The 22568-nt window shown below is 41.9% G+C and carries 22 protein-coding genes; 5 read left to right on the top strand and 17 right to left on the bottom strand.

Translation table 11 applies throughout. From position 1 onward, the window contains the following. Window positions 1-12 precede the first annotated feature (12 nt). The 3 genes from ACN076_RS00845 to ACN076_RS00855 are packed head-to-tail and all read left to right on the top strand — an operon-like array spanning window position 13 to window position 2280. A complete protein-coding gene (locus ACN076_RS00845; protein WP_000468857.1) occupies window positions 13-318 on the top strand; it encodes a rhodanese-like domain-containing protein in 306 nt (101 codons plus the stop codon). Between the two features lie 20 nt (window positions 319-338). Then, window positions 339-1994, top strand: coding sequence for an FAD-dependent oxidoreductase (locus ACN076_RS00850; RefSeq protein ID WP_420789977.1), 1656 nt, complete (start codon window positions 339-341; stop codon window positions 1992-1994). Next, window positions 1984-2280 (top strand): rhodanese-like domain-containing protein, encoded by a 297-nt coding sequence (locus tag ACN076_RS00855; RefSeq protein ID WP_261045796.1) that lies wholly within the window; start codon window positions 1984-1986, stop codon window positions 2278-2280. The genes ACN076_RS00850 and ACN076_RS00855 overlap by 11 nt, the downstream gene beginning before the upstream one ends. A 341-nt stretch (window positions 2281-2621) precedes the next feature. Here the strand turns inward: ACN076_RS00855 and ACN076_RS00860 are convergent, their stop codons facing one another. From ACN076_RS00860 to ACN076_RS00905, 10 genes are all read right to left on the bottom strand, one after another. After that, window positions 2622-2879 (bottom strand): metal-sensitive transcriptional regulator, encoded by a 258-nt coding sequence (locus ACN076_RS00860; protein ID WP_261024488.1) that lies wholly within the window; start codon window positions 2877-2879, stop codon window positions 2622-2624. 149 nt (window positions 2880-3028) lie between these two features. Next, window positions 3029-3883, bottom strand: a complete 855-nt coding sequence (locus ACN076_RS00865; RefSeq protein WP_420789978.1) for a VOC family protein — start codon at window positions 3881-3883, stop codon at window positions 3029-3031. A gap of 195 nt (window positions 3884-4078) precedes the next feature. Further along, window positions 4079-5275: a CAP domain-containing protein gene (locus tag ACN076_RS00870; RefSeq protein WP_420789979.1), complete on the bottom strand. Its 1197-nt coding sequence runs from the start codon at window positions 5273-5275 to the stop codon at window positions 4079-4081. A 136-nt stretch (window positions 5276-5411) separates the two neighbouring features. Continuing rightward, entirely contained in the window at window positions 5412-6449 is a 1038-nt protein-coding gene (locus tag ACN076_RS00875) for an aldose epimerase family protein (RefSeq protein WP_420789980.1), read from the bottom strand. Window positions 6450-6565: 116 nt separating this feature from the next. Continuing rightward, the gene (locus ACN076_RS00880) at window positions 6566-7732 is read right to left on the bottom strand and encodes an SIS domain-containing protein (protein ID WP_261074547.1); all 1167 of its coding nucleotides are present in this window, start codon (window positions 7730-7732) and stop codon (window positions 6566-6568) included. 362 nt (window positions 7733-8094) lie between these two features. After that, window positions 8095-8499, bottom strand: coding sequence for a PTS sugar transporter subunit IIA (locus ACN076_RS00885; protein WP_261013124.1), 405 nt, complete (start codon window positions 8497-8499; stop codon window positions 8095-8097). Window positions 8500-8502: 3 nt separating this feature from the next. After that, on the bottom strand, window positions 8503-9324 hold the full coding sequence (locus ACN076_RS00890) for a PTS system mannose/fructose/sorbose family transporter subunit IID (RefSeq protein ID WP_000185294.1): 822 nt from the start codon (window positions 9322-9324) through the stop codon (window positions 8503-8505). Further along, entirely contained in the window at window positions 9311-10216 is a 906-nt protein-coding gene (locus ACN076_RS00895) for a PTS mannose/fructose/sorbose/N-acetylgalactosamine transporter subunit IIC (protein ID WP_049522380.1), read from the bottom strand. Before ACN076_RS00895 ends, ACN076_RS00890 begins: the two co-directional genes overlap by 14 nt. Window positions 10217-10242: 26 nt before the next feature. Next, window positions 10243-10719 (bottom strand): PTS sugar transporter subunit IIB, encoded by a 477-nt coding sequence (locus ACN076_RS00900; RefSeq protein ID WP_000156972.1) that lies wholly within the window; start codon window positions 10717-10719, stop codon window positions 10243-10245. Further along, window positions 10716-12503: a beta-galactosidase gene (locus ACN076_RS00905; RefSeq protein WP_261013149.1), complete on the bottom strand. Its 1788-nt coding sequence runs from the start codon at window positions 12501-12503 to the stop codon at window positions 10716-10718. Before ACN076_RS00905 ends, ACN076_RS00900 begins: the two co-directional genes overlap by 4 nt. A 319-nt stretch (window positions 12504-12822) precedes the next feature. Here ACN076_RS00905 and ACN076_RS00910 point away from each other — a divergent pair, with 319 nt between their 5' ends. After that, entirely contained in the window at window positions 12823-13539 is a 717-nt protein-coding gene (locus ACN076_RS00910) for a GntR family transcriptional regulator (protein ID WP_001007194.1), read from the top strand. A 166-nt stretch (window positions 13540-13705) separates the two neighbouring features. Continuing rightward, on the top strand, window positions 13706-14962 hold the full coding sequence (locus tag ACN076_RS00915; protein ID WP_420789981.1) for an ISL3 family transposase: 1257 nt from the start codon (window positions 13706-13708) through the stop codon (window positions 14960-14962). Between the two features lie 210 nt (window positions 14963-15172). Here ACN076_RS00915 and purB read toward each other — a convergent pair whose 3' ends face one another. From purB to purH, 7 genes are all read right to left on the bottom strand, one after another. Then, on the bottom strand, window positions 15173-16468 hold the full coding sequence (gene purB / locus ACN076_RS00920; RefSeq protein ID WP_420789982.1) for an adenylosuccinate lyase: 1296 nt from the start codon (window positions 16466-16468) through the stop codon (window positions 15173-15175). Next, window positions 16465-17004 (bottom strand): hypothetical protein, encoded by a 540-nt coding sequence (locus tag ACN076_RS00925; RefSeq protein ID WP_060805156.1) that lies wholly within the window; start codon window positions 17002-17004, stop codon window positions 16465-16467. The genes purB and ACN076_RS00925 overlap by 4 nt, the downstream gene beginning before the upstream one ends. Further along, window positions 16979-17875, bottom strand: a complete 897-nt coding sequence (locus ACN076_RS00930) for a DUF6731 family protein (RefSeq protein WP_060805155.1) — start codon at window positions 17873-17875, stop codon at window positions 16979-16981. The genes ACN076_RS00925 and ACN076_RS00930 overlap by 26 nt, the downstream gene beginning before the upstream one ends. 13 nt (window positions 17876-17888) lie before the next feature. Beyond that, on the bottom strand, window positions 17889-18962 hold the full coding sequence (purK, locus tag ACN076_RS00935) for a 5-(carboxyamino)imidazole ribonucleotide synthase (RefSeq protein WP_261230983.1): 1074 nt from the start codon (window positions 18960-18962) through the stop codon (window positions 17889-17891). Next, window positions 18949-19440 (bottom strand): 5-(carboxyamino)imidazole ribonucleotide mutase, encoded by a 492-nt coding sequence (gene purE / locus ACN076_RS00940; protein WP_049509947.1) that lies wholly within the window; start codon window positions 19438-19440, stop codon window positions 18949-18951. Before purE ends, purK begins: the two co-directional genes overlap by 14 nt. Window positions 19441-19630: 190 nt before the next feature. Then, the gene (purD, locus tag ACN076_RS00945; protein WP_261013134.1) at window positions 19631-20893 is read right to left on the bottom strand and encodes a phosphoribosylamine--glycine ligase; all 1263 of its coding nucleotides are present in this window, start codon (window positions 20891-20893) and stop codon (window positions 19631-19633) included. 121 nt (window positions 20894-21014) lie between these two features. Then, complete coding sequence (gene purH, locus ACN076_RS00950; RefSeq protein WP_261013135.1) at window positions 21015-22562, bottom strand: bifunctional phosphoribosylaminoimidazolecarboxamide formyltransferase/IMP cyclohydrolase; 1548 nt, start codon at window positions 22560-22562, stop codon at window positions 21015-21017. Between the last annotated feature and the right edge of the window lie 6 nt (window positions 22563-22568).

A 22568-nucleotide genomic window follows, 5' to 3' on the forward strand; every position in this document is an offset into this window, starting at 1 on the left:
TTGGAGGTGCCTATGTTTCACTTATTTACAAAAATTGACAGTATTTCTACCAGCGAGTTAGAAGCTAAACTCAAGGAACCAATTCAGCTACTAGATGTTCGGACGCCAATGGAATTTCGTAGAGGTCATATCAAAAATGCCAAGAATGTTCCTCTGACCGAAATTGGTTCCTACACACCAACAACAAAAGAAACACTTTATGTCATTTGTCATTCTGGTGTGCGTAGTAAGATGGCTGCTAAAAAGCTAAAGAAAAAAGGCTACGATGTCATCAATGTCCGAGGCGGTATGAGCTCTTGGACAGGAAAAGTCATCTAGAAGCATAAAGGAGAAAATCAATGAAAATTATCATTGTCGGGGGAGTTGCAGGCGGAATGTCAGCAGCAACCCGTCTCAGACGTCTCATGGAAGACGCTGAAATCACTATTTTTGAGAAAGGTCCCTTTGTTTCCTTTGCAAACTGCGGGCTTCCTTACTATGTTTCAGGAGAAATTGCAAACCGTGATAGTTTATTGGTCCAAACTCCTGAAAGTCTCAAGGCACGCTTTAATCTCGATGTGCGACCATTTCACGAGGTCATCCAGATTTCGCCAGAAGAACACACTGTGACGGTACGACATGATGGGCAGGAATTCACAGAAAGCTACAACAAGTTGATCCTCTCCCCAGGAGCTAAACCATTTGTTCCTGCCATTGAGGGTTTGGCAGAAACTAAAAATACCTACACGCTTCGCAACGTTCCCGATCTCGATGAAATTATGGCAGCCTTGGACAATCATCCAAAAGAAGCTGTCGTTATCGGTGCAGGCTTTATCGGACTTGAAATGGCTGAAAACCTGGCGAAACGTGGATTGCAAGTTACTATTGTTGAGAAAGCACCCCATGTTTTACCATCATTAGATCAAGAAATGGCAGCCTTTGTCCAGGAAGAATTGGTTAAAAACGGCGTTCGCGTTATCACTTCTCAGTCTGCGACTCGATTTGAAGAGCAAGGAAAAGTCATCGTTCTCGAAAACGGTCAAAAGATCACTTCTGACCTCACCATCCTTTCTGTCGGTGTTGAACCTGAAAACGGACTGGCCAAAACTGCGGGGATTGAACTGGGACTTAGAGGTGGGATTCTTGTAGATGAACATTACGAAACCAGTCAAAAAGATATTTTTGCAGTTGGGGATTCCATCGTCGTCAAGCAAGAGATTACGGGCCAAGACGCTCTCATCTCTCTCGCTTCTCCTGCCAATCGTCAGGGACGCCAAGTGGCAGACGTCATCGCAGGACTAGAACGTACAAACAAGGGCAGTATCGGCACTGCTATCGTTCGTGCCTTTGATATGACAGTTGCTTCGACTGGTCTCAGCGAGCGTATCCTTAGCATGAATCAACTTCCTTACAAGGCCCTTCATGTCAGTGGGAAAGACCACTCTGGTTATTATCCAGGCGCTACTGATATGACCTTGAAGCTCCTCTTTGACCCAACCACTGGAAAAATCTACGGTGCCCAAGGAGTTGGGAAGAAAGGTGTTGACAAGCGAATCGATATCCTAGCAACTGCTATCAAGGGAAATCTCACCGTCTTTGACTTACCAGAATTGGAGTTCACCTATGCGCCACCATTTGGCTCTGCCAAGGATCCCGTCAATATGCTGGGCTACGCAGCCTTGAACCTTATCGAAGGTCTCAGCGACAATATTCAATGGTATCAGCTCGAATACGAACTGGCTAAAGGTAAGAAATTCCTTGATGTACGGACAAGTGGCGAACTTCAAAGTGGTCGACTTAAGGTAGACACTATACACATCCCCCTAAACGAACTACGGGAACGCTTGGACGAACTGGACAAGAACCAAGCCTACATCGTTAGCTGCCACAGTGGTTTGCGCAGCTATATCGCAGAGCGTATCCTCAAACAAGCAGGATTTACCGTCCAAAACCTTGACGGCGCTTATTCACTATACAAAACGGCTAAGCCAGAAGGAGTAGAATATGGAAACTAGTATCAGTATGGCTGACTTTTATGAAAAATATCAAAATGAAAATTTAGAGCTTATCGATGTCCGTGAAGCACATGAATTCCAAGCAGGACATGCACCAGGTGCCAAAAATCTTCCGTTAAGTACCTTGGAACAAGGATACAAAGAACTCAAACCTGACCATGAATACCATGTCATCTGTCAAGGTGGAGTGCGTTCTGCCTCTGCCTGCCAATTTCTCAGCGCCCAAGGCCTCACCGTTACCAATGTAGAAGGTGGTATGAATGCTTGGCCCGGTCAAGTAGAATAATCAAGAGGAGCTGGGCAAAAACTCAATTTCAGGAGAAAATGAAGTAATACTCAATGAAAATCAAAGTGCAAACTAGAAAGCTAGCCGCAGACTGCTCAAAACACTGTTTTGGGGTTGTAGATAAGACTGACAAAGTCAGGAACATATTTCTACGGCAAGGTGAAGCTGAAGTGGTTTGAAGAGATTTTCGAAGAGTATAAGTCTCTACATAACAAAACGCATAGTATCAAGCTTTCAACACCTGATACTATGCGTTTTTCTTATTTGAAAGACTTTTTCCAGCCTCTCTTGATTCACATTCAACTATTCTAATAGCAGAGATCTTTGCAACTCTCATCCATTTATTTCCGTCTAACCAAGTAGCGGATAGCCTTTTCTAGGCGTTCCTTTTGAGCTTCAGGATCATCTAGCGGCTGGTTGATGCATTCAGTAAGGTTTTCGGTAATTATCATCTCAATCACGCGCTCTACACTAGATTTCACGGCTGTTAGTTGCGTAACAATATCAGCACAGTCACGATCTTCTTCAATCATCTTTTGAATCCCACGCAACTGACCCTCTGAACGTTTCAAACGAGTAATATACTTTGAGTTTGTCATTTCTTTTTCCTTGCTCGATTTTTCTTCATTATATCTCTAATCAGCTCCTTTGTCAAAATTATCGCCTATCTAGCTCACGCAGTTCTGTTATCAAAGACTTTTCAAAAGGCAAATTACCTATGCTGATAACTTGATAAAAATTCCTAGTTTTATCTATCTAAGCGAACACGAGTCACGATTCCATCTGGGTCTGTGATTTCCAACTGGCTCGATGTCAGCCACTTGATTGATCCATCAACTTCTTGTGCTCGCTGGGCAATCGTTAACAGTTCTTCTTTATGTGCGACTTCGATGACATAGTAGGCCAAACCTGGTAAGCCTTGCTTACGCGGAGCCAGACCTTTTCCTCCCCATTCGTTGACTGCTAAATGATGATGGTAGCCCCCAGCTGCAATCCAACTAGCACTAGGTACACTGAATTTATCCTCTAGCCCTAACACCTTTTGATAAAACTGGCTGGACTTTCGACTATCCTTGACGGACAAATGGATATGCCCCATTCTCGTACCTTCTGCTAGGATAAAGAGCTCTACTCTTCCCCCCAACTTATAGATATCCTGCGCTTCAAGAGCCTCAGTCACTCCGATAATACGTCCATCTTCTCGAATATCCCATGTGGAAACCGGCTTATCTCGATAGAGTTCAATGCCATTTCCCTCTAAGTCCTCCAAGTAAAGGGCCTCACTGTAACCATGGTCTGCACCCCCGACAAGAGGAATCTGTAAGTCTATCAGATGTTTCAAGACATCAGCCAAAGCCTTACGTGTCGGCAAGAGAATAGCCAGATGGTAAAGACCATAATGTTCCCTTACGTCACCACTCTCTTGTACTTGAATCAAGTGTACCAAGGCTTTTCCACCGCTTCCTAGAATGGCCTCTGTATACGTTTGAGATAAGATTTCTAAACCAATGATTTGCTGATAAAAGGCTGTTTGACTGACCAAATCCTTTACATTTAAAACTGCCTCTGCTAAATAAATGTGGCTCTTGTATTCATAGGTCATAAATGGTCCTCTTTTCCAGTTGTAATCGATTTTATTACATCCGTTATATAATTCCCATCAAGAAAGTCAAGCCAGACAACTCGAAGCCTCTATTCTAACAAAAAGAGGTCAATGTTCGCCATCAACCTCTTTCTTATCGTTCATTCTTTTTGCTAAGTAAGATGAATACTTTACCTATGACTTGCTATTTTCAGCCTAGTTAACCCATTCACCATTACCATTTACACGGTAACCATCTGGTGTTGTTGTGCTGACTGCCAAAGCTCCTGAACCATATGCATAGTACCAGTACTTGCCTACTTTAAACCAACCTGTCTTCATGACACCTGATTGATCCAGATAATACCAAGTACCATTTTCCTTGTACCAGCCTGTCTTCATAGCTCCTGAGCCATCAAAGTAGAACCATCTACTACCATCTGTTCCCCAGCCTGTAAACATCGCGCCTGAACTATCAAGGAAATACCATGCACCATCAACTTCTACAAATCCAGTCTGCATGACACCTAAATCATTCAAGTAGTACCATTTGCCACCCGTTTTCACCCAGCCTGTCTTCACATCACCAGACTCGTAAAAATACCATTTACCATTAGATTGTACCCAGCCAGACTGACTAGATGTAGATGTTCTAAAATCTTTCAACGATTTTTCTACAACTGTAGCTTTACTTTTAACGGTTGAAAGGTTTGAGGCAGTCACTTCTGTATACTGAATAGCAGAGCCATATCCACCAGCCAATTCCTCTGAAGAAGAATCATCACCTAAAGCTAAAGAAATCGTCGCTACTTGCTGAGAGCTAGCTGCGTTTTTAAAGGCGGCGAGACCCACATAGGTAAATTTAGAATTGATCAAAACCTCATAATAACCTGTAAATTCTTTAGAGGTCCCACCCTTCTTTTTAGCTACATAATTCTCCCTCTCAGCATGCCAGTTTTCAATTGCTTTTAGAAAACCTTCATAGTTCACATCTAAAGCTTCTCCTCTTATACTATTACTAGATGGAAAAGCAGTCCAGATTTCTTTAGTAGAAAGACGCTCAGGTTTCAGAGCTACTGACACTTCAGTAGCGCGTACAAAAGCAGTTTTCTCAAGATCAGTAGACCATTTAATAGGGACATACTTATCTACCAAACCTTCATCAGCTGCTTCCTTACGAATCTTATTGATTGCATCCAAAATAGCTTGTTTATTTGGAGTCAAAAATTCTCCCTTGATTCCAACCAAAACGTTGCCACTAGAAGGTTTTAGCACCTCTGAGGTCAATACATTTTCATTTTTACCATTAATAGATTGTGTTGTCACCAGTCTGTCATTCGCAAAAACATCAGTTGTCAAAACTGCTCCTGCCAAGGTCAAAGCCAAGGCACTAGCAAATACAATTTTCTTCATCTTTTTCTCCTTTTATCCTTTAGATAGGACAGGTATTTTCGATATTAAATTATATCATATTTTCCTATTCTTTGCCCGTTTCTACCAATGTCATGAGGTAAATAAAACTCACCCCGAAAAGTAGAATCTTCATCCTTTATTTCACAACAAGCTCATAACGTGTCTTACTAGTGAAGGTTTGACCGGCTTTAAGAATGACTTGGTCTTTGAGGTCACTGTGAATGGCATCTGGCAAAGCTTGCGCTTCAAGGGCAATCCCATTGTGCTGCACCATTGGCTGACCAGCCACAAGTACACTCTCATCCACAAAGTTTGCTGTGTAGACTACAAAGCAGGGAGCTTCTGTCTTGAAAAGCAGAAAGCGACCTGAGTTTTGGTCATAAAGGAAACCAGCATTGTCATGACCTGCAGGAAGGGCAAATGGATGGTCCAAACCAGACACCAGCTGGATTTGCTCATCTTCTTCTGCAAAGATATCCTTCAACAAGGCACCATTGTAGATGTGTTTGACCACATCACAAGTAGCATCTGGAGTTTTGGCAGGAACACCGTCGGGAGCAATTGGGTAAATGCCCTCTGTATTTAGCTGGAAGACATGACGGTCAATCGTCTGCGTGAAATCACCAGACAAGTTAAAATAGCTGTGGTTGGTTGGATTGACCAGCGTATCCTGATCGGTTGTTACCTTGTAGCTAATTTCATAGGCACCAGTTTCTTCAAAGTGATAACTAATCCAAATCTTGAGATTACCAGGGAATCCTCCTGTCCCATCTGTACGCTCTGTATAGAGGGTCAGACCATGGTCGCTCACTTCAACTAGTTCAAACAAGCTGGAATCCCAACCAGTTGAACCACTATGGTTACAGTTGCTAGCATTGTTGACTTCAAGGTCATAGGTCTTGCCATTAAGCTCAAATGTCGCACCTGCAATACGCCCTGCTACTGGACCTACGCTCGCTCCATGCTTAGGACTATTGCCTACATAGCTGTCAAAGTCATCAAATCCCAAGATAACATTGGCAAAATTTCCAGCCTTGTCAGGCGTTACATAGCGCAAGATGGTCGCACCATAGGTCATAACTTCAAGCTGGTAGCCGCCGTCAGTTTCAAATTGATAGGCCAAGACATCTTGTCCCTCAACATTTCCAAATACACACTCTGTGTATGCTTTCATTCTGTTCTCCTTTTACTATTTCTATCAAGCAAACAAACCATAGAAAGCCTACTGACAATCTATGGTTTACTTGTATGATTTACAAATCCTCTTGTCAAGAATTTATAAACACTGTCTTACTTTTGGTATTCGTGAATAATCACACCTTGTACCACACGGTTTACTGTACCTGTAGGAGACGGTGTATCAGGTTTATTTTCTACCTTGAGTGAAGTCAATAGGGCAAAGAGTTGGGCATAAACGATGTAAGGGAAGACACGGTAAATATCATTCAAAACACCTCCACAACCAAGTGCCACTTCTTTGACATTTTCAAGACCAAAGGCTTGATCACTCAAAAGCACAACACGACGAGCAATCTGATCACCCGCAACTTCACGAACCAAGTCCAAGTCGTACTTGCGAGTATAGTCTGTCGTTGTACCAAAAACCAAAACAACTGTATCTTCGTTGATCAGTGATTTTGGACCGTGACGGAAGCCAACTGGACTTTCATACATGGTCGCAACTTGGCCAGCTGTCAATTCCAAAATCTTGAGCTGAGCTTCATGAGCAAGACCAAAGAAAGGACCAGCGCCTAGATAGATGACACGGTTAAAGTCTAGGTCAACAAGTTCTTTGACATCTTCTGCATTGTCTAGAATTTTACGAGCAAGACTAGATACAACTTCAAAACGTTCAGCTTTCACAGCAAATTCTGTAGGATCAAAAACCAAGAGAGCTGTCAACATCATAGACGTAAAGCTAGAAGTCATGGCAAATCCAGCATCATTAGAGGCAGCTGGTTGCAAAAGCAAGAGATTGCGGTCATCTCCATGAGCTTGAAGAGCCAACTTACCGTCCGCTGCACAAGTAATCGTCACTTGGTAAAGCTCATCCACCAAGGCCTTGACCAAATCAACAGTCGCCACACTTTCAGGCGAGTTCCCACTACGAGCAAAAGATACAAGGACAGTCGCCACATCTTTTTTCAAATAGGTTTCTGGATTGGCAACGATATCTGTTGTCGCAATAGCATTGAAATTCCATTTGCGTTCGTCATATACTTCCTTAAAGTAAGGCACCAAGGTATCTCCTACATAGGCAGAAGTCCCCGCACCTGTCAAGATTACCTTGATATAGTCATGTTTATCAGCAATCCCTTGTAGGAAGGCTGCAATTTCTTCACGTTTTGCTTGATAAGATTCAAAAGCTTCTTTCCATACATCAGGCTGTTGGTAGATTTCACGTGTAGTGATTTCTGCACCCAATTCGAGCAAGTCTTCTTTTGTATAATGTAGCATTGAATTCCTCTTTTTCTATTAAAGATGGGAATAGGAGTAAGCCCCATTCCCATGTATATTCTATATAAGATGCTCTAACGATTTTCACGTTGTCACATGAATTGAATCGAGTTCCAACTAAAATCTTTGGGAAAAAGACCGATTATCGTCGGAGCATCGCTCCATCCTCCTATCGCCTATTTTCCCTGTGATTTTCACGTTGTCACATCGTATACTCAATGAAAATCAAAGAGCAAACTAGGAAGCCAGCCGCAGGCTGCTCAAAGCACTGCTTTGAGGTTGCAGATAGAACTGACGAAGTCAGTAACATATATCTACGGCAAGGCGACATTGACGTGGTTTGAAGAGATTTTCAAAGAGTATTATTCATCTTCGTCATCATCGAAGCCCGCTAACAGGTCATTAACTTTCACAATACTTTCTGCAGCACGGCTCTTATAGTCCGCATCTGCACCTGTAAGGCTCGCATTGATAAATTCAATCACCATTGGCAGATTCATCCCTGCGTAGAGTTCAATGTCGCGACCTTCCATAATCAAACGACTGACCACGTTACATGGTGTTCCACCGAGAAGATCCGCAAAGACTAGGAAATCATCCAAACCTTCAATAGCAGCTTCAAATTTTGCAGTAAATTCTTCTGGGCCATCTTCTGGAAGAAGAGCTACTGTATGAATATTGTCTTGTGGACCCATAATCATTTCAGTGCTGCCTTTAAGCTCCTCACAGAAGCGACCATGACTCACCAAAATTAATGATTTAGCCATAAATTATGCGCCCATTCCAAGTACAAATTTACCAAAGGCAGAAAGAGCCAAAGCAAGTACGATAATAATACCGATAGCTTTAGTAGAGTTCATACCTTTCTTACCAAGCAACCAGAAGATAAAGGCAGTAAAGATTGCTGGAAGCAATCGTGGGAAGATTTGGTTCAAGATGTCTTGGAAGTCAATCATCTTCTCACCGATTGCCCATTTGTAAGAAATTTCAAAGTTGATCATTGTTGCTACAAGAGCACCCATCATGAAGACACCAAGTACAGATGCAGCGTCAATCAAAGCTGTCAAGGTACTTTGCATGTTGTTGATAAGGTTAACCCCTTCTTTGTAGGCAAATTCCAACTGTTTCCAACGGAAGATGTCATAAGCAACTGCAACTGCGATCCAAAGGAAGATACCCCAAGGTTGACCACCGATAGCCATAGTTGCTGCGATAGATCCCATGATAGCAGGTACAAGTGAACCAAAGATTGTATCTCCAAGAGGAGCGAATGGTCCCATCAAACCTGTCTTGATACCATTAACGGCATCTTTTGAACCTACACCATCTTTTTCTTCCATGGCAAGATCAAAACCAGCGATAATGGTGTGGAAGAATGGTGAAGTATTGAAGAATTGAGTATGAACTTTCATCATTTCTTTCAATTCAGGAGTTCCATCTCCATACATTTTACGCAATTGAGGCAAGATCATGTAAAGGTAACCAGAAGCTTGCATACGTTCGTAGTTCCAACCTAATTGGAAAGTAAACAAGCTACGTTTGTTGATTTGATTAAAATCTTCTTTTGTAAGTTTGTAATTAGAATTCGTCATCTTCGATTTCCCCACTTTCTGATGGTGTAGAAGGTGCTGCCACAGCTACTTTTTGGCTATTTTTGAAGTGAAGCACTGCAAGGAAGATACCTACGATAGAAATACCAATCATAGACAATCCTTTGAAGTTGTTCACGAAACCAATTTTTTCAGCAACATCTTTAGGTAGAGTACCGATAACACCTGCAACAGCTCCACCAAGACCTGTTACATATGAGTAAAGAACAGTCAACATAGCTGTCAAACCAAATCCCATTGCAAGGTAGTGAAGGTTACGTTTAACTGGAAGGTAACGAAGCAAGATTGCAAATCCAAGACCTGGAAGCATACGTCCTGCGAGTGTCAAACCATCTGCAACCCATTGGTATTTTGTAACGAAATCTACTACGTGTTGTACAAATTCACCACCAAAGGCAAGCGCAAAGAAGACTGGAAGGGCACGAGATAGAGCCCAAGGAATCGCACCAAGTAGGTAGTTGCGTTCAATACCTTTATAGTCAAAGCGTTCGATTGCAGCATCCACACGGTGAGCAAAGAAAGTAGTTGTCATACGTCCAAGAACGTCGAAGTAAGTCAAGAGAGTTGCTACTGGCACAGCGATTGTTGTAATCGCCAGTGCTGTATCAATTCCTTGTGAAACAGAGAAGGCTGTCGCAAGAACCGCACCAGAAGTAGCGTCGATACGAGAAGCACCACCGAAGGTACCAACCCCAAGAACGAACAGTTGCAAGTTACCACCGATAAGTAGACCAGTAGTCACATCTCCCATGATTAAACCAGTAATGAAACCAGCAAATACAGGGGAACCTGCAGATGAAACGATCGTCAACTCATCACAGATTTGATAAGCTGAGTACAAAGTGAGAAGTAAAATTTGCCACCATTGTATCATAACAATGACCTCCTAAAAATTTTTTCCTATTTTAATAAGCTCAAAAAGTCTGAAATTGGATCATTTGGAACCATTTGAGCAGTAAGTTTAACACCTTTTTCTGCCAATTTGTGGAAGTCTTCCACATCCTTGTCTACTACGTTGATAGAACGTGTGATGGGGCGAGTTTCTGGTGTTTGAGACATATTCCCAACATTAAGGGTTTCAAGTGGTACACCTGCTTCGACCAAGCCAAGGAAGCGGTCTGGTTTACGAGCCACGATAAAGAGACGTTGGCTATCGTATTTACCAGCAAGAATATTGGCTGCCGCTTTTTCAATTGGCAAAATACTCAATTTTACACCTGGTGGTGTCGCAAGTTTCAAACCACTCTTTTCAACGTCGTTATTGACAACTTCGTCATCTACAACCATAATACGTGAAACATTTAGTTTTCCAGCCCAAAGATTGGCTACTTGTCCGTGGATCAAACGTCCATCGATACGGCATCCTACAATTGTCATAAATTTTCCCCCTTTATATGTTTTAGTGTAGGTTTGCGAGTTAAATGAATCTCTTCTTTATATTCACCCTCTGTCTCAAAGATAATGATGCGGTTGGCACCTTCCTTAAGATAACTATGAGGGATATAAAGCGAGAGGGTTGGGCCGACGTTCCAAAAACGTCCTAGATTCTGCCCATTGACAAAGGCAACTCCCTTACCAAACTCAGACAAGTCTAGGTAAGTATCTTTTGGCTCTTCGACTGTAAAGTCATAAGCGTAAAAGGCTGGTTGTCCTTCTGTCCATCCTTTTGAAAAATCAATGTTCTCAGGATTGTCTAGAGGAAGTGGATAGTGTTTCCAGTTTAGTAAGAAATGCAAATCCTTACAAACCCCTGTCCGAATTCCCTTACGTTGCGTATCTGCTAAGAACTTATGTCCATAGTTGACACGTCCCATATTTTCTACCAAGATATCCAATCTAGACAGCGCTTTCTTTTCACCTTGATAAAAAATATCTTCCCCAATCTCTGTCTGATATTGGGTTTTGACCCATTGACCATCGACATAAAGCTGAGCCCTATCTCGACCATCAATGATACGAAGTCTTTCTTCTTCTGCATCCCAGTTTGTTTCTGTTCGATAGAGTAGATAGCCATAGCTTTGTCCCAACTCCTCCATTTTTTTAGGATAAAGGCTTTCTACAGGACTTGACAGACTATCCAAGGTTTCAAACAAGGAAACTTTTTCAACTAGTGGAATAGCGTCCAACTCCATACTCTCTTTGTAGAGTGGTTCTAACTGCGGATACTCTGGAAAATGTGTTGCCATCATCTTCTTGACTGCCAAGTATTTGGCAGTCGGATTTCCTTCCTCATCTAGAAGGGCATCGTAATCATAAGATGTAACTTGTGGCAAGTCCAGGGTCCCTCGAGCCGAACAACCATTCATGAAACCAAAGTTTGTACCACCGTGGAACATGTAAAGATTGATAGAGCCTTGTTCCAAAACCTCTCGAACTGCATCTGCCAACTCTTTTGAATCCCGTGTGATAATCGGTTCTTTCCAACGATTAAACCAGCCATCCCAGAACTCCATACACATGAGTGGCCATTTTTTGCCATGTTCATCAAAGAATTCCTGCATCTGTGAAAAGTTGTAAAGCGCCTTAGAACCAAAGTTGCCTGTCACAAAGAGGTCATCTTCGATTAAGGTTCCAGCTTTCAGAGTAGCTCGCCATGGACCATCTGATGTAAAGAGGGGACAGGTTACGCCACGTTCTTCCATTAGCTGTCGAATTGCTCTCAGATAAGCCTTATCTTCTCCATAAGAACCATACTCATTTTCAACCTGCATCATAAGGATATTGCCACCATTGTCCAACAAATGTGGAACCAATCGTGACAAGAGCTGGTCATAGTAGCGACCGACAGCCTCAATATAGGCTGGGTCTGAGGAACGAATCCTCATATCTTTGGTTAAAAGCCAAGCTGGTAAACCACCGAATTCCCACTCCGCACAGATGAAGGGTGAAGGACGAACGATAGCGTAGAGACCCAAATCTTGTGCTGTCTGAAGAAACCGCTCCAAATCCAAAGCTCCTTCAAAGTGAAACTCACCCTCACGAGACTCATGCAAATTCCAAGCTACATAAGTCTCTACCGTATTAAAGCCAAGAGCTTTCAAGTTGTAGAGTGAATGATACCAATCTTCTGGAGGAACCCTAAAATAATGAATGGCGCCAGATAAAATCTTAAATGATTTTCCATCGAGATAGAAATCATCTCGTATCTCAAATCGTGTCATATTCTTACTTTTTGACATTTTAAGTTTACGCTTTCATTTATTGATATATTGAATATAACTCAATATACTACATTTGTCAATAGCTTTTCACAATTTTTTTCATTTTTCACCAACTTTTACACAAAAAACTTATAAAGATATAAAATTTACAGACATATAGCTTCAAACAGGTGACATGTATAAAAATGTATAAAACCTCCTATTTTTTATGTAAATTAACCTTATAGCCTATTATTCTAATTTTTTTATTCAAAAGACTACTATTCTTTCCGGTTTTATGGTAAAATCTTTAACGGAGAAGGAAAATCGAGGTGAAATTATGGCAATTCCAAAGTATCAATATATAAAAGATGAGTTAAAGAACAAAATCATTTCTGGCCAATTCGCTAGTGGAGATAAATTTTACACTGAAGCTGAATTAATCGCTATGTATGATGTAAGTTCTATCACAGTTGTCCGCGCCTTAAACGACCTTGCCAAAGATGGCTATATTGTCCGCCAACAAGGAAAGGGTACATTCGTTTCACGCGCACGCAAACACAAACTCGTAGAGTTTTCTGATGTAGAAGTTTTTGAAACTAAAGATGATAAAGTGACCGTCCTTTCTATTGAGCGTGGAAACAAACTAAGCTACTTAGAAAAACTTGGACTACGCGGTAACCAATTCTACTACAAGATTGAACGTGTACGCGAAACAAATGGTGTCGTATACATCTATCACACATCTTATATTCCAGAACAATACATCAACGCAAATTATCCAAATCTTGAATATTATAGCTCTATCTATAACCGTTTCAAATTGGATTATCACATCCACATGAATGATGAACATTTTGAAGAAATCAATGAAATAGCATTTCCAACTCCAGAACATGCGGCTTCGGTCCTCGGAGTCGATGAACAATTCCCTAGCGTTTTACAAACAAAGACTACTAAATTAGAGTCTACTGGTCAGGTTCTCGCTTACAGCGAAACTTATAAACGAGCGGATTACTACAAAATCAAATTCATTTCATGTGACCGTGATCACTAAGAAGAAAGCCTGAGCCTTGCTTGGGCTTTTTTCTATGATTATTAGGCTCTATAATATTTGTAGTGGGTAACCCCCTATGGATATTATGGAGCCTTTTTTGTGTAGAAAAAAAGTCCCATATGACCTATAATGAAAAGCGATCAAACAACTCATTAGAAAGAATCATATGGAACAATTACATTTTATCACAAAACTACTCGATATCAAAGACCCTAATATCCAATTTATGGATATCATCAATAGGGATACACACAAAGAAATCATCGCCAAACTAGACTACGATGCTCCATCTTGTCCTTATTGTGGAAGTCAAATGAAAAAATATGACTTTCAAAAGCCGTCTAAGATTCCTTACCTCAAAACGACTGGTATGCCTACTAGAATTCTTCTGAAAAAGCGTCGTTTCAAGTGCTATCATTGCTCGAAGGTGATGGTCGCCGAGACCTCACTCGTCAAGAAGAATCATCAAATTCCTCGTATCATCAACCAAAAGATTGCGCAAAAGCTGATTGAAAAGACTTCTATGACCGATATTGCTCATCAGCTGGCTATTTCAACTTCAACTGTCATTCGTAAGCTCAATGACTTCCATTTTAAGTCTGATTTTTCTTACCTCCCTGAGATTATGTCCTGGGACGAGTACGCTTTTACAAAGGGAAAGATGAGCTTTATTGCACAAGATTTTGACAAGCTCAACATTATCACTGTTCTTGAAGGCAGAACACAGGCTATCATCCGAAATCACTTTCTGCGCTACGAGCGAGCTGTTCGTTGTCAGGTGAAAATCATTACGATGGATATGTTTAGCCCTTACTACGATATTGCCAGTAAACTTTTTCCTAACGCTAAAATCGTTCTTGACCGCTTTCACATTGTCCAACATCTAAGCCGTGCTATGAGTCGTGTCCGTGTCCAAATCATGAATCAATTTGAGCGAAAATCCCATGAATACAAGGCCATCAAACGCTACTGGAAACTCATTCAACAGGATAGTCGTAAACTGAGTGATAAACGATTTTATCGCCCTACTTTTCGTATGCACTTAACGAATAAAGAGATTCTAGACAAGATTTTGAGCTATTCAGAAGACTTGAAACACCACTACAATCTCTATCAACTCTTGCTTTTTCACTTTCAGAACAAGGAACCTGACAAATTCTTCGGACTTATTGAGGACAATCTAAAGCAGGTTCATCCTCTTTTTCAGACTGTCTTTAAAACCTTTCTAAAGGACAAAGAGAAAATCGTCAACGCCCTTCAACTCCCCTATTCTAACGCCAAACTGGAAGCGACCAATAATCTCGTTAAACTTATCAAACGAAATGCCTTTGGATTTCGGAACTTTGAAAACTTCAAAAAACGAATTTTTATCGCTCTCAATATCAAAAAAGAAAGGACAAATTTCGTCCTTTCTAGATCTTAGCTTTTCTTCAACCCACTACAGTTGACAAAGAGCCGATTATTATATCCCATCAAAACTGTATTTTCTATATGTCAATGAAGATCGATTAAATTAGTTGAAATTTTACTAAAATATTGGGAATCTTTTTAGCAAAAAAGCTTTAATAAACAAGAAAAACCGAAGTTCTTCTACTCCAGTAAATAGAGTAATAGAACTTCGATTTTATTTTAATTATCCTAAACCAAGACGTTCAAAAATATCATCCACTCGTTTGGTGTAGTAAAGAGGGTTGAAGATTTCGTCGATTTCTTCTTGTGTGAGGCGTGATGTCACTTCTGGATCTACTTCAAGAAGTGGTTTAAAGTCTACTTGGTTGTCCCAAGAGTAGGCTGTTTTTGGTTGCACCAGGTCATAGGCTTGCTCACGGGTCATCCCTTTTTCAATCAAGGTCAACATGGCACGTTGGCTAAAGATAAGACCAAACGTTGAGTTCATGTTGCGGATCATGTTTTCAGGGAAAACCGTCAAGTTCTTGACGATATTTCCAAAACGGTTGAGCATGTAGTCAATCAAGATGGTCGTATCTGGGGTGATGATGCGCTCAGCTGATGAGTGGGAAATGTCGCGTTCGTGCCAGAGAGCAACGTTTTCATAGGCTGTAATCATGTGACCACGGATAACACGCGCAAGCCCAGTCATATTTTCAGAACCAATTGGGTTGCGTTTGTGAGGCATAGCAGATGAACCTTTTTGCCCTTTGGCAAAGAATTCTTCCACTTCGCGTTGTTCTGATTTTTGCAAACCACGAATCTCAGTCGCCATACGCTCGATAGAAGTAGCGATGCTGGCAAGAACCGCAAAGTACTCAGCGTGAAGGTCACGAGGAAGCACCTGTGTAGAGATTTCTTGAGCACGGATACCCAATTTGTCGCAGACGTATTGCTCTACGAATGGTGGGATGTTGGCAAAGTTCCCAACCGCACCAGAAATCTTACCAGCTTCCACACCAGCAGCCGCATGCTCGAAACGCTCGATATTGCGCTTCATTTCGCTGTACCAAGTCGCCAATTTAAGACCAAAGGTTGTCGGCTCAGCGTGAACACCATGGGTACGCCCCATCATGATAGTGAACTTGTGCTCCTTAGCCTTGTCAGCGATGATATTAGTAAAGTTTTCAAGGTCACGACGGATGATGTCGTTAGCCTGCTTGTAGAGGTAACCGTAAGCCGTATCCACCACGTCAGTTGATGTCAAACCGTAATGGACCCACTTGCGCTCTTCGCCAAGCGTTTCAGAAACCGCACGTGTGAAGGCAACCACATCGTGACGAGTTTCCTGCTCAATCTCCAAAATACGGTCGATGTCAAAGTCCGCTTTTTCACGAATCAAAGCCACATCTTCCTTAGGGATTTCCCCCAACTCAGCCCATGCCTCGTCAGCTAGGATTTCCACCTCAAGCCAAGCACGGTATTTATTTTCTTCACTCCAAATGTTCGCCATCTCAGGGCGAGAGTAACGGTTGATCATTGTTTCTCCTTATCTACATATTTATTTTTAAGTTTTTGAGACTCAGATTCGTCTAATTTTTCAATTTCTTCCTTTTTTTTAGATGACCAGAAAGAAATCTTTAATAAAATTAATATTGTTTTAAACGATGATATTAGAGTTGAACATACTACAAATAACCAAATATAAAAAATATAATTATAATTGTTTAAATTAAAGTTTGAATGTATGAATCCAAGAAGTATTGTGAAACACAAAGACAAGAAATTCAAAAATAATGTTTCCTTACAAAAATAAAATAAATCACTCTCAGCGTCATATTCACGAATTCTCTCCATAATTAATGAACTATGTACAGAGGGCAAAACACCAAAAAGTGCTATCAAAACGCCCACTATGATTGCAAATACATTTATTAAATTTGAAAATAATGTATCTATCCCTTTAGAACCCGCATAAATAAAATTTATTTTACAATCTATGATTGCAACCACAGCTGATATCAAGAATGGAAATATTTTTATAAAGAAATCAGAATTCCGATTTTCTCTTCTCATAGATATCTCCCATCTTATGTTTCACGTCATCGTATTTTATCGGTAATTTTCTTTCTTGTTTAATTGTAATTTCATCCTGTATAATATTACCAAATAGACTCACGAATTCAGAAACTCCCTCATTCCTTACTGTAAAATCAGCTCTCTCTACATAATCCTTATATTCATCATTCAATAACAAAATATCATCTAATAAATTGTTTTTCTCATCCGTATCTAATTCCTTTGTTTTATACCGCCCTACTGATAAAGTAATATCATAATAAGGAATCCCTATATCTCCCATTGAATCTATTGCTTTTCCTAGTTTTGATTTCAATCTTGAGAAAATGTCCAATCGTTGTAAAATATCAACCTCACTCATTCTAAAACGAATTTTTGAAACTTGTTGTGCTTTTTTTACTTTTTCAAAAGCTTTGAAATCTATTTTTCTATCCAGCCTAATTTTACTATCCGTAAAAGTCTTATGAAAATATTTTTCAATTCCAACCGCACTGACACTATGAGAATTCTTTTGAACCATTAAAATATGCTTTTTAGAATCATATAAGCATACCATCGGTTCTGCTACATATTCATCATCGTTTAAAGATAACTCTTCTGCTTCCGATTCTCTTTTACACAGTAATGGTACATCTTTATCTCTGATTCGTAAAAATTGAAAAAACCACAAATCAAAACTTTCTTTATAACTAATATCTTCAACTCTTATATAATCATCTAAATATTCGACAGAGTTCTGCGAATACTTTGAAATATCAATACCTTTTATCCATTTTTCAAGATCAAATGGCACTTTTACATCATTAACATATTCAAACACATCAAAATATTCACATTTGAAAATTTTTTCAACACTATCTGTAGACAAGTTTTACCTCTTTCTATAATTCCTCAACCTCATCCGGAACATCACTAAACAAAGTCACATGCCCCATCTTGCGGTTGTGCTTCGCTTCTATTTTACCATACATGTGGAGGTGGGCGCTTGGATTTTCTGCGACATATTTTTCAGCGGCCTCGACATGCTGGCCGAGAACATTGAGCATGACGGCAGGTGCATGTAATTTAATTTCTGGCAATGATGCTCCCAGAACACCTAAAATGTGGGTATCAAACTGGGAGAAGTCGCAGGCTTCGATAGAGTAGTGCCCAGAGTTGTGTGGTCGTGGGGCAATCTCGTTGACAATGATGTCGTCAGCCGTCGCAAACATTTCCACGCAAAGAGTTCCAGACAAATTAAGCTGTTCAGCAATTCGCACTGCCATGGTTTTTGCTTTGGCTGCTAGACTTTCTGAAATGCGGGCTGGCACAATGGTTTTTGAAAGAATGTTGTTGCGGTGGATATTTTCCTGAACCGGGAAAACTGTCACGTCCTTGCCATTTCCTGACACAATGACAGAAATTTCAAGGTCGAAATTGACGAATTCTTCTAAAACGCAATCTGCTGAATCCGCTAGTTCATAGGCCTCTTCCAAATCTTCTGCTGAACGAATGACCTTTTGACCATGTCCGTCATAGCCACCAGTCGTAGTCTTAAGGACATAGTTTTTCGATAGATCGATATCTGCCAAATCTTGACTTGAAGTCACGACCTTGTAGGGGGCAACGGTGACTTGAGCCTTGTTTGAGAGAAAATCCTTTTCAAAAATGCGATTTTGAGAAATACGGAGTAGGTCTGTCCCTTGAGGGAGCTGACCATCCTTAACGACAGCATCCAAACCGTCAGCATCGACATTTTCAAACTCATAGGTCAGAACATCGCAACGCTCAGCCAACTGGCGAAGCGCATCCACATCGTTATAAGGAGCCACGATGATTTCCGCCACGCGAGAGGCCGGGCAATCCGCCGCAGGATCCAGCGCGATGACCTTGTGCCCCATGTAGATAGCTGAGATGGCCATCATCTGACCCAGCTGACCGCCACCGATAATTCCGATTGTTTTAGATGAGCTCATTCGTTGACTCCTCTGCGATTTTTCCTTGTTCTTCTGCGAAATCTGCCAAAGCTGTCGCGATAGCCTGATCCTCTACTGAAAGAAGACGGAGGGCGAAGAGAGCCGCATTTGTCGCACCAGCTTCACCGATAGCCATTGTCGCAACAGGCACTCCACCTGGCATCTGTACGATAGAGTAGAGGGAGTCCACACCACTAAGGGCACGCGATTTGACAGGTACCCCAATGACAGGAAGGGTTGTTTTCGCTGCTACCATACCTGGCAAGTGAGCTGCGCCACCAGCACCTGCGATGATGACCTTGATACCGCGACTACGTGCTTCCTCTGCATGCTTGAACATGAGGTCTGGTGTACGGTGGGCAGAGACGACTTTCTTTTCGTAGGCTACACCGAAGCGATCGAGAACTTCTGCTGTTTTTTGCATGGTTGCCCAGTCGGATTTTGAGCCCATGATGATGGAAATAATTGGTTTAGTCATAATTTTTCCTTTTCTTCTTTTTTGATAATGGTCTTAGGTGGTGGGGACGGAAGCAAACCTTCGGTTTCATTCCTAAACTTTGAGCCTAAGGTCTCAAAGTTTCCCCCGACCAGAACAGATGCTGTTCTGGTCTTTTCACCACGGCAACCATTATCGTATTTGGCGACTTCGTCGCGTTATTCTTATATCTTTACTTAATTGCCTTACTTCCGATATCTGTTCGGTAAAAGAGGCCTTCTGTGTTTTGTTGGGAGAGTTCTTGGTAGATGGTGTCTTGGGCTTCTTTAACGGTGTCTGCTGTGGTGACGAGCATATAGACACGTCCGCCGTTTGAGAGCAGTGCTCTGCTATTTTCCGCAAACTTAACCCCTGCATAATAGGTGATGATGTCACCTTCTGTCTTGGCTGGCAACTTGACACCTTTTTCATAGTCTAGCGGGTAACCATTGGATGCGACAACCACACCCAGCGTCACACCCTTGTCCGTCCACGTGATGTTTGGCTCCTTACCATCGAGAATATCCGTGATATTTTGCGCAAAGTCAGATGTCAAACGAGGCAAGATAATCTGAGTTTCAGGATCTCCGAAACGAGCATTGAACTCGATGACCTTAGGTCCGTCTGCTGTTAAAATAAGCCCTGCGTAAAGGATACCAAGATACGGACGACCTTCTTTGATCATCCCTTCAAGGACTGGCTTGACAATGGTGTCAACCGCTGTATCAACTACACTCTGTGGCAAGTGTGGAACTGGCGCATAGGCCCCCATCCCTCCCGTGTTAGGGCCCTTGTCGCCATCATAGGCACGTTTGTGGTCCTGAGCCGTTGGCATGATGTAAAACTTATCACCATTGACAAAGGCAAAGAGTGAAAATTCCTCTCCTTCAAGGAATTCCTCAATAACCACACGCGCACCTGAGTCACCAAATTTATTGTCCAAAAGCATCTCGTGAGCTGCTTCGACTGCTTGCTCGACTGTCTCAGCAACGACAACACCCTTCCCAAGCGCCAAGCCATCCGCCTTGACTACGATAGGTGCACCCTGCTTTTCGATATAGGCCTTAGCTTCCTCGAAATCTGAGAATGTGCCATAGGCTGCTGTCGGAACGCCGTATTTGACCATGATTTCCTTGGCAAAATCCTTGGACCACTCCAGCTCAGCTGCCAATCTTGTCGGACCAAAGGCTTTGAGACCAGCTGCATGGAAATCATCCACGATACCAGCCGCAAGGGCGTCATCTGGCCCTATAAAGGTCCAAGCAACATCGTTGGCTTTTACAAACTCAACCAATTTAGAATGTTCGGAAATAGAGATATTTACCACCTCCAAACCATCCAGAGTCATCCCATCATTCCCAGGAGCAACAAAAACCTTTTCTACCTCTTTTGACTCAAGCAACTTCTTAGCAATCGCATGTTCACGACCACCCGAACCGACAACCAACAGCTTCATCTTACAACCTCTTTTGCGAATTATTTAATAACATTATATCATAAACGTTCGTTTTAATCTTGTTTTGCTCCGCATTTTTACGCAAAAAAGGAAAGAAACTGTTTTCTTCCCTTTTATTTTCTTAATGTCTAAAATGTCTCACACCTGTGAAGACCATAGTCAAACCGTATTTGTCAGCAGCTTCGATAGACTCTTGGTCACGGACGGACCCACCTGGCTGGATGATGGCCTTGATACCTGCTTTGGCGATTTCTTCCACATTATCCGCAAATGGGAAGAAGGCATCCGAAGCAAGGACAGCACCGTCAAGACGGTCTTTAGCTTGGTCAATAGCGATACGAACAGAGGCAACACGGTTAGTTTGACCTGGACCAACACCAAGTGTCATGTGGTCGTTGGTTACGATGATTCCGTTTGATTTGACGTATTTAATAGCCTTCCAAGCAAACTCAAGAGCTGTCGCTTCTGTCTCAGTTGGTTGGCGTTTGGTCACCACTTGCCAATCGGCTGGGCTTTCCTTGACTACATCTTGGTTTTGCACCAGAAGTCCACCAACTACACCTGTGTATTCTGCTTCTACTTCGCTAGCCTCTTGAGCATCAAATGGCAAGACAAGGATACGCAAGTTTTTCTTTTTGTTGGTCAAAATGGCTAACGCTTCATCCGTATAGCTTGGTGCAATGATGATTTCAAGGAATACACCATGCATCTTCTCAGCTGTCGCAGCATCCACCTCACGGTTAAGAACAACGATACCACCAAAGATAGACACTGGGTCAGACTCATAAGCGTAGTCCCAAGCAGTCTCGATGTCATCAGCCTGACCGATTCCACATGGGTTCATGTGTTTGAGAGCCACAACGGTTGGACGGTCTTTAAAATCACGGATGATACGAATGGCCGCATCAGCATCGCGGATATTGTTGAAAGACAATTCTTTCCCGTTGAGCTGTTTGGCTGAAGCAATGGAGTAATCAGTCGGCAAAGCTTTCTGGTAAAAGTCCGCGTCTTGTTGAGGGTTCTCACCGTAACGCATAGCTTGTTTGAGATCATAGGTCAAAGTGAGCTTTTCAGGTTTGCTTTCTCCGACTTGAGCTGTGAAATACTCTGCAATCAAGGCGTCATAAGCCGCTGTATGACGGAAAACCTTGGCTGCCAAACGTTGGCGAGTTTCATAAGTCGTTTCACCATTGGCTGACAACTCGTCCAAAACCACTGTATAGTCAGCAGGATCTACCACAACTGTTACGCTAGCGTGGTTCTTAGCTGCTGAACGAAGCATAGATGGCCCACCGATATCGATGTTCTCAACCGCATCAGCGTACGTCACATCTGGTTTGAGAATCGTTTCCTTGAAAGGATAGAGGTTGACCACAACAAGGTCGATAAGCTCAATTTGATTATCCTTGGCTGCTTGAAGGTGACTATCCAAGTCACGACGAGCCAAGAGTCCACCATGGATATTTGGATGGAGGGTCTTAACACGACCGTCCATCATTTCTGGAAAACCAGTCACATCATCAATCGCAATGATGTCCACCCCAGCAGTATCAAGGGCAACCTTGGTTCCACCAGTCGAGATAATCTCCCAACCAAGTTTTTTAAGTTCTTGGGCAAATTCAACAATGCCCACTTTGTTTGAGACGCTGATTAAGGCGCGTTTAGTCATGTTTTT

The organism is Streptococcus sp. K0074 (assembly GCF_048843365.1).
Classification (GTDB): domain Bacteria; phylum Bacillota; class Bacilli; order Lactobacillales; family Streptococcaceae; genus Streptococcus; species Streptococcus mitis_BM.